Here is a 15,249-nt window from a genome sequence, read left to right on the forward strand (position 1 = left end):
GAATAAGCTAGAAATAGAGAAACCCGGAGTGCTAAGCCGGGTTAATCACGGTTCCAAGATATGATCTTAAAAAATACTCAGTTAGAGTTTTATGCAGAGCATTTAGTTTCTTGCATATTCTCTAAATATTCTATGTCATAATCATTTAAGTCCAGTCGGCTTAGCCGCTGCTTTAAAACTTTAAGCGACCATGGCCAGGCAGCAAAATTACGGCCGTTCTGATCAAGATAGTAACTTTTACATCCGCCACTATTAAATACAGTCTTACGCAAGTTTTTTTGCACCTGAACATTATGCTGATGAATCACATCAGACTTTATAGAGAGCTTACTGATTCCTTGTTTTTTCATCTGCAATAAGCCGTTTACGATATATTGTACCTGTGCCTCTGCCAGTCCTATAAATGAATCATAGACCAAAATATTTGGGCCTAGCATCAAGAAAGCATTAGGTACACTTTCAAGGCTGGTTCCCAAGTAAGCTTCCGGTGAGCTATTTTTCCATAAATCTGCCAGATACTGTCCTTTTTCATTAATCACGCGCTGACCAATCGGCGGATGGGATACTTCAAATCCTGTACCCCAGATAATGACATCTACCTCGTGGCTTTCTCCATTTGCTGCAATTACTTTATTGCCCTCTACCCGAACCAGTCCGTGTGGAATTAACCGGGTATTCGGCTGTATTAAGGCGGGATAATAATTATTGGCAAACAGAATACGTTTACAGCCAATCAAGAATTGAGGGGTAACATTTTGACGTAACACTGCATCTTTAATTTGAAGTTTAAGCAGCTGTTTAGCTCCATTGTTGACTGGTTTTAAAAATACAGGATGACGTAACCCCAAATTAATCAGGTTAAGAGAACTCGCTACAGCCTGACGCCATCTCTGCTGAATGACTGGGGCCCTGGCAAGCAAGGTCTTGGTATATTTTCCTAAGGGTAAATCAGGTTTTGGCAAGACCCAAGGTGCGGTACGCTGGAACACGAAAAGTTCCTTGGCTAAGGGTTGGATCTGCGGGATAAACTGAATTGCTGAGGCACCTGTTCCAATAACTGCGATGCGCTTGCCTGTTAAATCATATTCATGATTCCATTTTGCTGAATGAAACATCTTTCCTGTAAAGGTTTCTAGTCCTTCAAGCTTGGGAATTTGCGGCTCAGTAATAGGGCCTGTAGCAAAAATTACAGTTCTAGCTTGATAAACCCTCTTATGAGTTTCCAGTATCCATCTTTGCTGGTCTTCATGCCAGCTGGCCTTGACCAGCTCCTGATTAAATTCAATTTTTGACAAAATATTATATTTTTCACTTACATTTTTCAGATAAGAAAATATTTCAGGCTGTTTGGCAAATAAATGGCTCCAGCGAGTACTCGGCGCAAATGAATAGGAATACAGTGCCGAAGGAACATCACAGCCACACCCCGGATAAGTATTTTCCCGCCAGGTCCCCCCTACAGTACTTGCCTTTTCAATTATTTTAAAATGATTCAACCCTGCTTCATTTAACTTGATGGCAGCTGCAATACCAGAAATACCAGCTCCGATAATAAAAGTATCATATAACTGGTTATCATTTTTAGCAGACTGCTTCTTATGGGCGCGCTGTTTGGTTTTAACTTCAGTCATCATTATATTTATACTCTCAAGTTTTTATAAACTGATAAGACAGGCCAAGAAACTTGGCATACAGACTTGGAGAAGTTCGTTTCATCAGCCAGAACAGTTTGGCATCAAGTTGTGGTGTTGTATAAAGCTGTTCCTTATCCAGACGGTCTAAACTCAATCTGGCGACTTTATCACTGGTTGTAAATGCATAATTCATCAAGGCATGATCAGCAAGTTTTGAGTACTGGCTTGGAATACGGCCGTTCTTGATAATATTGGTAGGGACCAGAGTTGGACAGACCACATTTACTTGAATCTTGAACTTTTTCAGCTCAGATGACAAAGTTTCAGAGAGGGCTAATACCCCTGCTTTACTGACGTTATATACACTCATCTCTGGAGCGGCTGTATAAGAGGCTGCTGAGGCCACATTGATAATAGCGCCATACCCCAGCTTTTTAAATTTTGGCACAAAAGCATGGCAGCCATGGATAACACCCCATAGATTTACCTGCATACACCATTTCCAGTCATCAAGTGATACTTCGTCAAACTTGCCACCCAGCCCAACGCCAGCATTATTGATTAAAAGTGTAACCGGGTGTCCTAAAAGCTGCTCAGCCTGTTCAGCAACACTGTTTACCTGTTCAGCATTTCCTACGTCGCACTGTAATGCAAATGCTTTCGCACCAGTTGCCTTAATCTGATCAACAGTATCCTGTGCGGCTGCCAGGTTAAGGTCTACACAGACTACTGCACCTCCACGTTTAGCCAGCTCATATGCAAAACTCCGTCCAATACCGCTACCGGCACCGGTAACTACCGCATAGGCATTCTGGCTTGATTTACTTCTATTACCTGATAATTTCATGCTGAATCCAATATTCGATATTCAAGATTTTTAAGCTGCAGCTGTACGCAGAGGTGGCACAAACTCTTTAATAAAGTATGGCGTTAACAGCCCTTTCTCCGGATCAAGCAAATATTTTTTGTAGAATTCCAGATACTCAGTAGTGTCATGGTCATTCGGGTGAAAATCACGGCGCAGATAATCGAATACATGATGCCAGTTACTACCGAAGACGCCATATTTCCGCCCGACCAGCAGTTTTAAACTATCTTTGACATCGTTGTAATAACGTCGGCTGATGAGATAACGTGGTGAACGCAGATAAGGGAGCATGATGCCACCTAATGACACCAGCCCCAGAATAGTAACCAATGCCAGTACAAAACCAGAAACTCTTAACCAGTAATTACCTGATAGAACCTGATAAACGTCATAAGCAATATCTTTATGTTCAGACTCCTCAAGCATATGCCACATCCATAGTGCCATAGTCTTATTATCTTCAGTACGAGTTAGCGGATTGTCCATCATAGCCATAATCGAAGAATCCGTATTAACCATCATATGCTGGGCTATAACCGCGGTGAAATGTTCAATAGCCGCCATAAGTGATAATTTCATTGGCTGAGGAAAGCGCAGAAAGATATGGTCAAAGACTTTGTCTGCCAAAAAACGGTACAGAGTGACAGGGAAACGGTTATCTTTTAAGATTTCATTCCATTCCTCATGAATTTTTGAATGGATGGCTTCCTGTCCAATTAGGCTGGTAACTCTCTGTTTTAAGACCGGATCAATTACGAGATCACGATGAAAACGAGCAGTTTCAATAACCAGGTCTTCACCATAAGTCAGAAAAATCGAGAGCGCCTGCCAGTACGCACTGCCTAAAACAGTCTGAAAATAGAACTTGCTATCCAGCTCATCTTTATCAAATTTAAAATCAAAATGTCGAATAGGTATATTCAGACTCGCTACATTATGCTGCTTACATGCAGTTTCATTCCCGCTACGGGTGAGAAAGATTTTACGTACAACTTGCGTGAGCATTGCACACCTCTTATCCAATTTATTTTTCTACATGTGAAATTTGGCTAAATACATTTTTAGAACTTATGGAAATATCCGTTAGCAGGTTCATCTATGCTTCTTTAGCCAAGTGTCACGATTTTTATAGTTAGGGTGCGGTATAGGCAGTTTTTATACAATTGGTAAAGTGCTCGCATGCACTGAACCTTTTTGCCAATTAATTGCTTTCTTGTATTTGCATGCTCTCTACAGGATTGTCAGCTTGTGCCATTTGAGTTCAGAACGTCTATGCTAAAATCCGGGCCTGAGTCAGGGTGGTATCTTGGTAGGACTTTCAATTTAAAGCTTTCTTTCAGCCAGAGGTAAAATAGCAATTTCTTTATATCAGTCGTAATGAATTACATGTTTTGGTTTAAGTTTCCTTGTATTGAAATAAGTTCAAGTCTGGTCAAGAAAGAAATATCAAGTATTACCCTAAGTAAAGCAAAACCAGATATTTAGTTTTTAAATATCTAAAAGTATTTTAGACGGATGCGATCTATGGCAAATCATTTCGAGTTTCAGATTCGGGTATATATTGAAGATACAGATGCGGGCGGTATAGTTTATCACGCCAATCATATCCGCTATATGGAACGCACCCGTACGGAATGGCTACGCGCTGCTGGTGTTGATCATTACTGGCACCAGAAAGATTATAACTTTGTGGTGCATAAGATTAACGTCAAATACATGCGTCCAATTCTCATGGATGACCTGATCACTGTTACAGCACGTGTTATTTCGTGTAAAGCTGCATCATTTGTGTTGCAACAGAATATTTATCGTGGTGAAATCTTGCTGGCTTCGGGTGAAGTCGAACTGGCCTGCTTGAATGACAAAATGATGCCGCGCAAGCTGCCAGAGCAAATCCGCGATCTCATCCGTAAAGAACTGGAACAAGACTAGAAAAATCACTGGCAACTTCTCTATGGCAACACAACTTGAATCAACCCTGCATATCTCCGATTTAATTCTGCAAGCAAGTCCTGTGGTTCAGCTGGTTATGCTGATTCTACTACTCGCTTCAATCTATAGCTGGTACCTGATTGCCAAGTTGTATATGAGTCATAAGAAAGCCCAAAAAGATGATGAACATTTCCAGAAAATGTTCTGGTCTGGTGCCGAGCTGAATACGCTATACAATAACGCCCAGCTCAACTCAAAACGCTCAGGCTTGGAAGATATTTTTTATCAGGGACTGGGCGAATTTTTTAAATTGAGTAAACGACATGCCTCAACGACACAGTCGATTGAGGGAACCGAACGTATTTTGCGTGTAGGTCTGAGCCGTGACCAAGGTAATCTTGAGCAGGGGCTGGGAGCATTGGCCAGCATTGGTTCAGTTGCCCCTTATATCGGTCTTTTCGGTACAGTATGGGGCATTATGAATGCCTTCATTGGTCTTGCTGCTGTTGACCAGGTAACACTCGCTACTGTCGCACCAGGTATTGCCGAAGCACTTATTGCAACTGCTATTGGCTTGTTTGCAGCTATTCCTGCTGTCTTGGCTTTTAACCACTTTACAGCTAAAGGTGAAGCACTTTACTCAGACCGCGCCCTGTTCGCCGAAGAAATGGTAGCCTTGCTACAACGTCAGTCTGTGGGTCCTGCACAGGAAGCTGAATAATGGCTATTCAACGTTCCGGACGCTTTGAGCGGATCAAAAAACCTTTAAAAAGTGATATGAATGTCGTGCCCTATATCGACGTCATGCTGGTATTGCTGGTGATCTTCATGGTAACTGCTCCAATGATTACCAGTGGCATTAATGTAGATTTACCACAAGCTAATGGTAATCCGATTGAATCTAAAGATGCACCTGCCATGGTTACCCTAGATAAAGATGGTCATTACTATCTAGAATACGAACAGCATAAGGCAGAGCCTCTAGAGCTATCTCAGCTGACCCAGATTTTAACTGAAGCACAGACTCAGGCTGAGGCAGACAACAAACAGCTCAATGTGGTGATCCGTGGACATAATACCCGCCCTTACGGTGATGTCATAGCCTTGATGTCCAGTCTTCAGGAAGCCGGTTTAACTCAAGTGGGTTTACTGACCGAACCATTAAAGTAATTTTATGAAAGATTTTAAAAAGCCTCCTTTTAAACAAAAAGCAGTAGCAATTGGATTTACGCTAGGCGTACATCTGTTGGCTGTGGTCGGCTTGCTTTATTTGGGTATGAGTACACCGCCTGAAGCTCCTAAACAAATTAAAACTGTACTTATTAAACCTGAGGATCTCCCCCCGCCTGAACCTGTTCCTCTAGAACAGACGGATACTGTAGAGACCGTACATGAAAACCAGGCAACCGAAATTACGCAAACTGCCGAGCCAAGTATAGAACCAGCTCCTGTTATTCCAGTTCCTGCTACAACCTCTGCTTCACTACAGGCAACTGAAACTGCAAAACGTGCAGAAGAGAAGGCGAAAGCAGCAGAGGCAGAAAAATTAAAAGCTCAAGCAGACGCAAAAGCAAAAACAGATGCCGCGTCACGAGCTAAAGCTGAAGCATTGGCTAAACAAAAGACCGAAGCTGCTGAAAAAGCTAGAGCTGATGCACAAGCAAAAGCTGACGCTGCTGAAAAAGCCAAAGCTGATGCGCAGGCCAAAGCAAAAGCTGACGCTGCTGCAAAAGCAAAAGCGGATGCGCAGGCTAAAGCAAAGGCTGATGCTGCTACAAAAGCCAAAGCCGATGCACAGGCCAAAGCAAAAGCTGATGCGCAGGCCAAAGCAAAAGCCGATACTCAGGCCAAAGCAAAAGCCGATACTCAGGCCAAAGCAAAAGCCGATACTCAGGCTAAAGCAAGGGCTGATGCTGCTGAAAAAGCCAAAGCCAATGCGCAGGCCAAAGCAAAAGCCGACGCTGCTGAAAAAGCAAAAGCCGATGCGCAGGCTAAAGCAAAAGCCGATGCGCAGGCCAAAGTAAAAGCTGACGCTGCTGCAAAAGCCAAAGCTGATGCGCAGGCCAAAGCAAAAGCGGATGCTGCTGAAAAAGCCAAAGCCGATGCCGATGCCAGAGACCGGGCTGAGGCTGAAGCGAAAGCATCAGCTGCAAAAAAAGCAGCTGAAGAAGCGGCTGATAAAAAAGCTGAAGCTAAAAAAATTGCTTCATCTGCAAAACGTGATTTTGAAAATAAAATTAAACGTGCTTGGGATATACCTAATGGCTCTTCTGGTAACAAGGCAACAGCACGTGTAACTTTAAGTGATAGTGGAGCTGTTCTCTCAGTGGTAGTAAATTCAAGTGACCCAGATATGAAAGCCAGTGTAGAAGCTGCGGTAAGAGCAGCCGCTCCTTATCCAATGCCATCTGATGCCGATGCACGACGTGAAGCACGTACCTTTACCTCTACATTTACTGCTAAATAAAAAACCACCCTCTTTTGAGGGTGTTTAAGTAAATTGACCGAGTTTTATTTTATATCGATAGGACTGGGTTATTTTTATTTTAATATCAATATATTAATTTTACTCTTTATAATTTTCTGAATCCTACAACTTGGGGTGTCAATTTCTTCAGTTATAAGATGGTTCTGACTTCTCACGAGATAGTCATATTTACATGCTTTAAATAGATTTAAATTATGTCATCATGTTACAAATTAGTATTCCCATACCCCAGAATCATGGAATTGAGCGCCCTGCGATTATGAATATGACGCGTAAAACTCTTTTAGCCCTTGCCTTAACAGCTGTTTTTAGTCCGGCCATCACCACTACAGCTTTTGCCCAGTTACACCTTGAAATTGCAAAGGCTCCTGAAGAAGCTCCAAAAATAGCAATTGTACCCTTTGCAAATGATCAGTCTATTTATCCAATAGTTGAAGGTGACTTGAATCGTTCAGGGCGCTTTACCAGTTCATCAAAAAATCTTCCGGCTAGCGCTGCACTCAATAATATTAATGCGCAAAGCTGGCAAGCAGCTAAAATCCCTTATGTAGTGACAGGTAGTATCAAGTCTGTTGCAGGTGATTCGTATGAAGTGCATTACCAGCTTTATGATGTCGAGAAGCAGACCTATCTGTTAAATGAACTTTTAACTGTACCCGCTTCACGTATACGTCAAGCTGGCCATATGATCAGTGATGCAATCTATCAGGCACTGACAGGTATTCCTGGTGATTTTAGTGGCCGTATTGCTTATGTACTGCGCAATCCGGCAACCCCAGAACAGCGTTATACCTTACAGATCGCTGACACTGATGGTGAACAGCCGCGTACTGTCCTTTCTTCACGTGACCCGATTCTGTCTCCAGCCTGGACACCAGATGCAAAAAAACTGGCTTATGTCTCGTTTGAAACCAAGCGCCCTGCGATTTACGTGCAAGATCTGGCTACTGGGCAACGTGAAGTACTGGCCAGTTTCCGTGGTCTTAATGGTGCACCAAGTTTCTCTCCAGACGGACAGTCTATGCTCTTCACAGCGTCCATGCATGGAAACCCTGAAGTTTACCAGATGGATTTGACTACCCGTCAGCTTAAACGTATGACTAATAATTCTGCCATCGATACAGAAGCCCGATATGCACCAGACGGTAAATCTTTTATTTTTACTTCCGATCGTGGCGGTTCAGCACAGATTTACCGTTATAGCTTTGCAGATGGCTCAGTCAAGCGGTTGACTTTTAAAGGTGCATTTAATGCGCGCGGCACCTTAAGTGCAGATGGTAAAAAAGTCGCACTGGTACACCGCCCAGCCGGAAGTAACTATAAAGTTGCCATTCAGGATATTGCTACTGGCATTACCAACATTCTTACCCCAACCAGTCTGGATGAATCTCCAAGTTTTTCTCCAAATGGCCAGATGGTCGTTTATGCTACCCGTGAAGGTAACCGGGGATTACTGGCAATTATGTCAACTGATGGGCGCTTCCGAATGAATCTGCCAAGTGAACAAGGCGAAGTTCGTGAGCCTGCTTGGACTCCCAAATAATTTAACTGGCTATAACAATTTTTTCATGGAGATTAAGATGAACGCAGTAAAATATTTAACTCTTCCCTTACTGGCTGCCAGCCTAGTTATTACTGGTTGTGCCAACCGTAAACCTACTTCAGATGTTACGACCACTACCACTCCAACTACAGCGGGTACGAGTGTTAACACAACCGGTCTAAGTGAAGACGCGGCACTAAATGCACAGAATATGGCTGGTGCTTCAGCTAAAGGTGTTACAGCAGCGAATCGTGCTTATTTAGCAAAACGTGTTGTATACTTTGACTATGATAGCAGTGATCTGAGCAATGAGGATTATCAAACTCTACAGGCTCATGCCCAGTTCCTGATGGCAAATGCCAATTCAAAAGTTGCTTTAACTGGCCATACCGATGAACGTGGTACACGTGAATACAATATGGCATTGGGTGAACGTCGTGCCAAAGCAGTACAAAGCTATTTAGTGACAAATGGTGTAAACCCCAATCAGCTTGAAGCTGTGAGCTATGGTAAAGAGATGCCAATTAATCCTGGCCATGATGAAGCAGCCTGGAAAGAAAACCGTCGTGTAGAAATCAACTACGAAGCTGTACCGCCATTACTTAAATAATTAAACGCTCAAATTTCCAAGAGCAAAGCGCACAACATCTGTTGGGCGCTTTTTTAATTCTCCGACTTTTTATCTTCTTCATTTTTTTGCATGGCTTCAATCATGTCATGCTTATTAAATTCTTTGTATTCAGGTTTCGCTTCATAACTTTCCCAAGCTTCTTTCACTTTTTCAGTTGAGATATTATCCAGCTTAATTGGCTCATTTGGAGTTGGAGTCGCATCAAAATGTTTGGTCGTCATAGATTTACTTCCTTTTTTATGAACATAATTCAACATAGCATGTTCGTGTAGAGTTGCAAGCGCAAAAACAACACATCTCATCACGCAATAAAATTGTTAATTACATTGGTTCTCCTCTAAAATAGCCCAGTTCTTTTTATACATCTATTTTCTCTTTGCTGGAGCTTTTTGGTATGACCAATTACACCTTGTCCCAATATTTACAACAACAAACTGGGAATTTAACGCCTGAGCTGGCTCAAGTTATCAGCACTATTGCCGATACCTGTAAAGTAATAGATCAGACTTTACAAAAGGGTGCACTTGCAGGTGTTTTGGGCAGCGCAGAGCATGAAAATGTACAAGGTGAAACCCAGAAAAAACTTGATGTTATTTCTAATGACTATTTGATTGATGCATTAAAAGTACATCCCCAAGTAGGCGGGCTGGCTTCAGAAGAGCTTGATGAATTTACGCCTGCTCAGGAAAATGGTCAATATCTGGTATTATTTGACCCGTTAGATGGTTCAAGCAATATTGATATCAATATGTGTGTAGGAACTATTTTTTCAATTTTACCTGCAAAAAACCATGTAACTCAGGCTGCTGACTTCATGCAGGCAGGGACTCAGCAGGTTGCTGCCGGTTATGTTCTATATGGTCCTTCCACAATGCTGGTACTGACTGTAGGTGCAGGCGTTGTATTCTTCACCTTTAATCCAGACAGCCAGGAATTTGTTTTAACCGCAGAGAATATTCAGGTCGCAGCTGATACCCAGGAATTTGCTATCAATGCCTCAAATCAGCGCCACTGGGAAGAACCAGTTAAGCGTTATATTGATGAACTGCTGGCTGGAAAAACTTCTACACGTGCTAAAGACTTTAATATGCGCTGGGTTGCCTGTATGGTTGGCGATATTCATCGTATTCTCTGCCGTAGCGGAATTTTCCTTTATCCATATGATTTAAAAGATCCTAAAAAAGCGGGCCGTTTACGTCTGATGTATGAAGCAAATCCAATGAGTATGCTTATTGAGCAGGCTGGTGGTGCTTCAACTACAGGTCGCGTACGCATTTTAGAAATTGAGCCGACCGATCTGCATCAGCGCGTGCCAGTGATTATTGGTTCCAAAAATGAAGTTGAGCTGGTTACAGGCTATCACCAATAATTTATTTATACAGAGATGGGTTTAACTACTCATCTCTGTGGATTCTTTACTTATGTCAATTATTTTTCTTGAATCTAAAGACAACCCTAAAATCAAACATTTACGGGGACTTATTGAACAGAACAGTTACCGTAAAAAACAGCGGCAAACTATTCTTGAAGGAACCCATCTCTGTCTGAGCTGGCTCCAGGAAAATAAAAAAATCCATTCACTGTTCAGTACTGAACAAGCATTAAATCACCCAGACTTTGAACAGATCCTTGAATATTATCAGGGTCATGTATTTGTCTTGAGTGAAGCACTTTATCGTGATTTAAGTACCTTGGGTACAAGTTTGGCCTGTCTCGCAATTATTGATCTGCCGACGAATACCCAACCCCTGCAATATCATCTTGATACACTTATTTTAGAGAATGTACAGGACCCAGGAAATGTAGGCACATTATTGCGTTCTGCTGCCGCCGCTAATATTCAGCAGGTTGTATGTACCCAAGGCTCAGCTTCACTCTGGTCACCACGAGTACTGCGTGCTGGTATGGGAGCTCATTTTTCTTTAAATATTTATGAAAATGTCCAGCTTGAAGACATACTGGAGAAGTTTGAAATTCCTGTATTCGTAACCAGTTCACATCAGTCTGAAAGTATCTATCAGCAGGACCTCACACAACCTTGTGCATGGATTTTAGGAAATGAGGGACAGGGTGCGTCAGCATATGCGTTACAGCATGCAAAAGCTGTCGTGATTCCCCAACCAGGTGGTCAAGAATCATTGAACGTGGCAGTTGCAGGCTCTATCTGTTTTTTTGAAATGGTTCGCCAGCGGCTCTAAAAGGTTAAATTATTTTAATAAAGGGCTAATTGTGGTTAAAAATCCTTTAAACTCTTAAAAAATAATTATCTACTATGTCAACCCAAACATTATTTTTGACGTTATTTAAGTGATGACCAACAAAATAATGAGTGGGTGTCCAATGACGGGATTTTCCATCTCTATGGATTTAGTACCGAAACAGCCTGATGCAGAACATCTCAGCAGTACGCATGCCAGTACGGCTGAGCAGCGTCTGAAGTTTTTTATGCAGGATGTGACGGGTCGTGCTCTGGTCATGATGGAAAGCGCAACCCAGGGGCAACAAGGCATAGCTATGGATCTGGTACAGGAAGCATTTATTTCCCTACATAAATCCTATCATGATAAAAGTACTGAAGAATGGTACCCCCTGTTCTATACAATTTTAAATAACAAATTACAGGACTGGCGTCGTAAGGAAGCACGCCGTGCCCAACCTTTTTCATTTTTTAGAAAAGTCAGTCTGGATTCAGATGAAGAAGAAATGATGGATATCGTGGATGAATCGAGTCCAAATCCTTCTGATTTTCTGGATCAAGCGGTTACTGCAGAAGAAATACAGGCCGCTGTTTCAAAACTTCCAGTTCGACAGCAACAGGCTTTTATGTTGCGGGCATGGGAAGGATTTGATACCCAAACTACTGCGGAAATTATGGATTGTACCGAGGGCAGTGTAAAAACTCATTACCATCGGGCAATTCAGGGATTAAGAACAGCTTTAGCGCATTTAAATCCACATATGGGAGGATCATCAGATGAATAAAGATGATTTCACAAAAAAAGTGACTTCCAAGCTTGATACACTGGCTACTCATCATAAGGCTAAACCTGTAGTGATGAATCATGTACTCGAAACCATACAGGATCGTCCATCACCACATTACAGCATGTGGCGGATGACAGGTTTTGCTCTTGCTACAGCCATTACTGGTTTTGTCATATTACCCAACTCTATGGAAATGACAGAGCAGCCACAAAATCAGGTTGCTGTTACTCCAAAACTTTCACCCCAAATGGTGGAAGATTTGGAAATGTTACTGGTTTTAGGTGAGGATAGGGTCGGTCATGGCAGCTAAGAAACTGGCTTTAGCTTTATGTACCTTAAGCTTTTTACAAACCAGCTTTGCAGGGTTCGAACGTTTCTGGATTTTTTCTAAAGATGCCGGGACCCAGATTAATGAAACTTGGGACACCTTGTCCGATGAAGAACAGCGCGCCCTGATTAAACGTTATCAGACTTTAAAAGAATTACCTGAAGAACAAAGTGTCGCTCTACAACAACGCATGGACTGGTTTACCCAGCTGCCAGAGCAGGAAAAACAGAAAATGCGTGAAACTTGGCAACAGATGAGCAGTCACGAACGGCATGATCTGAGACAAAGAATGCAAAAAGCAGCTACCTCAGAGCAACGTGCATCAATCCGCCAAGAATATATGAATAAATACATGCCTGCTGCACTTAAGGCAAACTAGATAAAAATCAATCAATTCAATAAAAAAGCCTCTTACGAGGCTTTTTTTTTAAACGTTACGGCGAAACCGATACATGCTTAAAGCTAATAGGCTTAATATTCCCCATATTCCAAAGCTTCCTCCTCCACCGGCGGTATTAGTATTCTTAGCTGTATTTTCTAGCAAGATAGTTGCCGTATTAGATTCCTCACCTTCAGCATCAAAAATATTATATTCAAACCGATAGTTAAACTGGCTGAAATTATTTTTGGCCTGGATATGGATCTGTCCACCATAGCAGGTCTCTCGAATATAATTACCCGGACATGGACCGGTACGGTCTGCACTGACCGTTACACCTGGAGGAATAACGCTAAAACGTATAGGTAATTCCTGTCCGTCTGCACCATGAAAGAAGGCTGGTTTATTTGTATTGAGCTTTAATTGTGATGTAGGACCATCACCATCATCACTGTCATTTTCTAGCGGATTAATACTGACTTTTAAGTCTGAGCCATACTGTAATGTATAGGTATCATCTTTTGCAATTGGAGCAATATTAATAAAATCTGCTTTAACAAGTCCTGTTGAAGACTCACCCGTTTTTGCCTTGATGGTGTAAGCACAATAAGCGCTACCGGTATTAGCAGATAACTGGTCATCTGTCCGATAAATCATAATACGCTTTAACTCAGGCACCCATTCACAAAACAGATGTTCATCTTGCTGTCCATTAAACTTAAAATCTGCACCACTACCAGAAACTGAACCTACACCGTATTTATGCGTTTCGATACTATACTGATCTGTACTGAGTTCTTTTGGACGCAATTCAAGCTTGCCATTTTCGTTGAGAAATTCTTCTTCACTTGGTAAAGCCAGCGTAAAAGGATCAATGTAAATGGTACGATACTTCTGTTTCAACTTGATATTGGCAATTAGACGTTCTAATTCGCTCAACTCTTTTTGATAAATAGCCTGCTCTTCAGTATCTTCTATTTCTTTTATGCCCTCTTTCAAGTTATCAGCTTCTTTTTGATAGGTATCTAGAACTTGTACAATAGACAGATTCTTTAAATCTGTAATATCAGCTGCTGTTAGGCGCATGCGCTCTACAGAACCGATTTCACAAGTATTTTTCATCTCAGGATTTAAAGTTAAAGTACCATTTGTAATCCGGGCCAGTCCGCGCTGGTCAAGTGTACTGCAATCCTGTGTTGCGCCTGTGTTCACCAGATCTGAAGCATTCTGATTGTCCTTAGGGTAATAGAGCGGTAGATAGAGATTGTATTTTGAGGGTTGCTGATAATCAGATAGAACGCTTTGACGTGAGATATTGCTCAGGTCTACCGTTGTCTGTGTTTTTAATAGTTCTTCAGGCAATACACATTGACCTTCCACATTGCCAAGTTGTAGTGCATTGTATGCCAGAGTTAGCCCCAATGTCTTATTCTGGCTATTACTGTCTTTACGGACAAAGTCACAGGATTTGCCTGTATTGAAAGCTAAAATATTAAAGGCTAAAGTCTTGGTACTGTTTTCATCAAAATAAAACGTACTATTGGCCTGATTTTCTACAATTGTATTACTGATTAAAGCGAGAGATGAGGCGGAGTATAATGGACGGCCTAGCTCAGATACCGCACGAATAATATGGCCATCTACCAGATTTGCTTTATTCCGGGCAATAGTATTGGCACTTAAGGAAACACGTGTTAAGCCGCATAACTCAATAGTACTGCGGTCATTTATCGTACCATTTTGAACCAAGCTACTACGCTCTACACTGATAGCAGGCTGGGTACCCAACAGATTTGCTGAACAGTCCATGGCAAAAGCACTTCCAATTTTTGCCTGATTTCCTTGAATTAGGGTGTTTACTAAAGTCATCTGTTTTTCTAGGTTTTGTGCAATGATATAAACAGCACCACCTGCTTTATCCGACTTAGAGTCTTTAATAGCCGTATTTGTCATATTTAGTGGGCCAGCTATGAGTAATGCTCCTCCTTCAGCAGAGGAATAACCATTTTTCAGTTCAATATTTTCAAGAAAGATACTGGCTTGGGTTTCTGAAGTATTGAAAATTCGAGAAGTATGATTTCCGTTGATAACTGTTCTTATAGGCCCACGTGCCGGATACTGGTGTGTTAAAGGATCTTTTGTCTTATAATCGAACGGTGTTTCTCCATAAATCTTAACCGCACTTTCTGGCCGTAACTCTCTCTTAAGTATATATTCTCCGGCTTGCAATTGAATTCTGTCTAGCTGACCAGTTCCAGTATTTCCTGCTGTACACCCGCCATATGCAATATTTTTACGAGCTGCAACCAAGGCTTCACGTAACGAACACTTATTCAGGTTTTCGCCATCTTCATCTTCAAACGTATTGACATAAATAGTCTTGTCTTCTGCAGCCATCAAAGTCATGGCCGTCAGTATCATCAGGCTCAATAGCCCCTTTTTATAAATTTTCATTACTTGG

General features: G+C 41.8%; 16 protein-coding genes. 11 read left to right on the plus strand and 5 right to left on the minus strand.

The annotated features are described in order from the left end of the window. Positions 1–89: 89 nt before the first annotated feature. From ABZP31_RS09770 to ABZP31_RS09780, 3 genes are read right to left on the minus strand one after another with little or no spacing between them, the layout of a single operon-like run. Positions 90–1,634 (minus strand): NAD(P)/FAD-dependent oxidoreductase, encoded by a 1,545-nt coding sequence (locus ABZP31_RS09770; protein ID WP_248133829.1) that lies wholly within the window; start codon positions 1,632–1,634, stop codon positions 90–92. 13 nt (positions 1,635–1,647) lie between these two features. Next, positions 1,648–2,481, minus strand: coding sequence for an SDR family oxidoreductase (locus ABZP31_RS09775; protein WP_248133828.1), 834 nt, complete (start codon positions 2,479–2,481; stop codon positions 1,648–1,650). A gap of 30 nt (positions 2,482–2,511) precedes the next feature. Beyond that, a complete protein-coding gene (locus ABZP31_RS09780; protein ID WP_005019318.1) occupies positions 2,512–3,507 on the minus strand; it encodes a metal-dependent hydrolase in 996 nt (331 codons plus the stop codon). A 519-nt stretch (positions 3,508–4,026) separates the two neighbouring features. Between ABZP31_RS09780 and ybgC the strand changes: the two genes are divergently transcribed. From ybgC to pal, 6 genes are all read left to right on the plus strand, one after another. Further along, entirely contained in the window at positions 4,027–4,434 is a 408-nt protein-coding gene (gene ybgC / locus ABZP31_RS09785; protein WP_005019316.1) for a tol-pal system-associated acyl-CoA thioesterase, read from the plus strand. Positions 4,435–4,456: 22 nt separating this feature from the next. Beyond that, a complete protein-coding gene (gene tolQ / locus ABZP31_RS09790; protein WP_005027054.1) occupies positions 4,457–5,155 on the plus strand; it encodes a protein TolQ in 699 nt (232 codons plus the stop codon). Continuing rightward, the gene (tolR, locus tag ABZP31_RS09795; RefSeq protein WP_005019311.1) at positions 5,155–5,604 is read left to right on the plus strand and encodes a protein TolR; all 450 of its coding nucleotides are present in this window, start codon (positions 5,155–5,157) and stop codon (positions 5,602–5,604) included. The genes tolQ and tolR overlap by 1 nt, the downstream gene beginning before the upstream one ends. A 4-nt stretch (positions 5,605–5,608) precedes the next feature. Beyond that, positions 5,609–6,901 carry a cell envelope integrity protein TolA gene (gene tolA, locus ABZP31_RS09800; protein WP_248133827.1) on the plus strand — a complete coding sequence of 431 codons (1,293 nt, stop codon included), beginning with the start codon at positions 5,609–5,611 and terminating at the stop codon, positions 6,899–6,901. Positions 6,902–7,181: 280 nt separating this feature from the next. After that, positions 7,182–8,465 (plus strand): Tol-Pal system beta propeller repeat protein TolB, encoded by a 1,284-nt coding sequence (tolB, locus tag ABZP31_RS09805; RefSeq protein WP_367156967.1) that lies wholly within the window; start codon positions 7,182–7,184, stop codon positions 8,463–8,465. Positions 8,466–8,502: 37 nt separating this feature from the next. Continuing rightward, entirely contained in the window at positions 8,503–9,075 is a 573-nt protein-coding gene (gene pal, locus ABZP31_RS09810) for a peptidoglycan-associated lipoprotein Pal (RefSeq protein ID WP_005019302.1), read from the plus strand. 53 nt (positions 9,076–9,128) lie between these two features. Here the strand turns inward: pal and ABZP31_RS09815 are convergent, their stop codons facing one another. Next, positions 9,129–9,317, minus strand: a complete 189-nt coding sequence (locus ABZP31_RS09815; protein ID WP_005019301.1) for an NF038105 family protein — start codon at positions 9,315–9,317, stop codon at positions 9,129–9,131. A gap of 173 nt (positions 9,318–9,490) precedes the next feature. Between ABZP31_RS09815 and ABZP31_RS09820 the strand changes: the two genes are divergently transcribed. The 5 genes from ABZP31_RS09820 (at position 9,491) to ABZP31_RS09840 (ending at position 12,788) form a co-directional block, all read left to right on the plus strand. Beyond that, on the plus strand, positions 9,491–10,465 hold the full coding sequence (locus ABZP31_RS09820) for a class 1 fructose-bisphosphatase (RefSeq protein ID WP_005019300.1): 975 nt from the start codon (positions 9,491–9,493) through the stop codon (positions 10,463–10,465). Between the two features lie 52 nt (positions 10,466–10,517). Next, positions 10,518–11,294 (plus strand): RNA methyltransferase, encoded by a 777-nt coding sequence (locus ABZP31_RS09825; protein ID WP_005019298.1) that lies wholly within the window; start codon positions 10,518–10,520, stop codon positions 11,292–11,294. A 163-nt stretch (positions 11,295–11,457) separates the two neighbouring features. Continuing rightward, a complete protein-coding gene (locus ABZP31_RS09830; RefSeq protein WP_171477599.1) occupies positions 11,458–12,078 on the plus strand; it encodes an RNA polymerase sigma factor in 621 nt (206 codons plus the stop codon). Then, entirely contained in the window at positions 12,071–12,391 is a 321-nt protein-coding gene (locus tag ABZP31_RS09835; RefSeq protein ID WP_005019291.1) for a hypothetical protein, read from the plus strand. The genes ABZP31_RS09830 and ABZP31_RS09835 overlap by 8 nt, the downstream gene beginning before the upstream one ends. Further along, positions 12,381–12,788: a DUF3106 domain-containing protein gene (locus ABZP31_RS09840; protein WP_005019290.1), complete on the plus strand. Its 408-nt coding sequence runs from the start codon at positions 12,381–12,383 to the stop codon at positions 12,786–12,788. Before ABZP31_RS09835 ends, ABZP31_RS09840 begins: the two co-directional genes overlap by 11 nt. A gap of 48 nt (positions 12,789–12,836) precedes the next feature. Here the strand turns inward: ABZP31_RS09840 and ABZP31_RS09845 are convergent, their stop codons facing one another. Continuing rightward, positions 12,837–15,242, minus strand: coding sequence for a CSLREA domain-containing protein (locus ABZP31_RS09845; protein WP_005404407.1), 2,406 nt, complete (start codon positions 15,240–15,242; stop codon positions 12,837–12,839). Positions 15,243–15,249 lie beyond the last annotated feature (7 nt).

It is taken from the genome of Acinetobacter sp. FL (genome assembly GCF_040744925.1).
Lineage (GTDB): Bacteria > Pseudomonadota > Gammaproteobacteria > Pseudomonadales > Moraxellaceae > Acinetobacter > Acinetobacter radioresistens.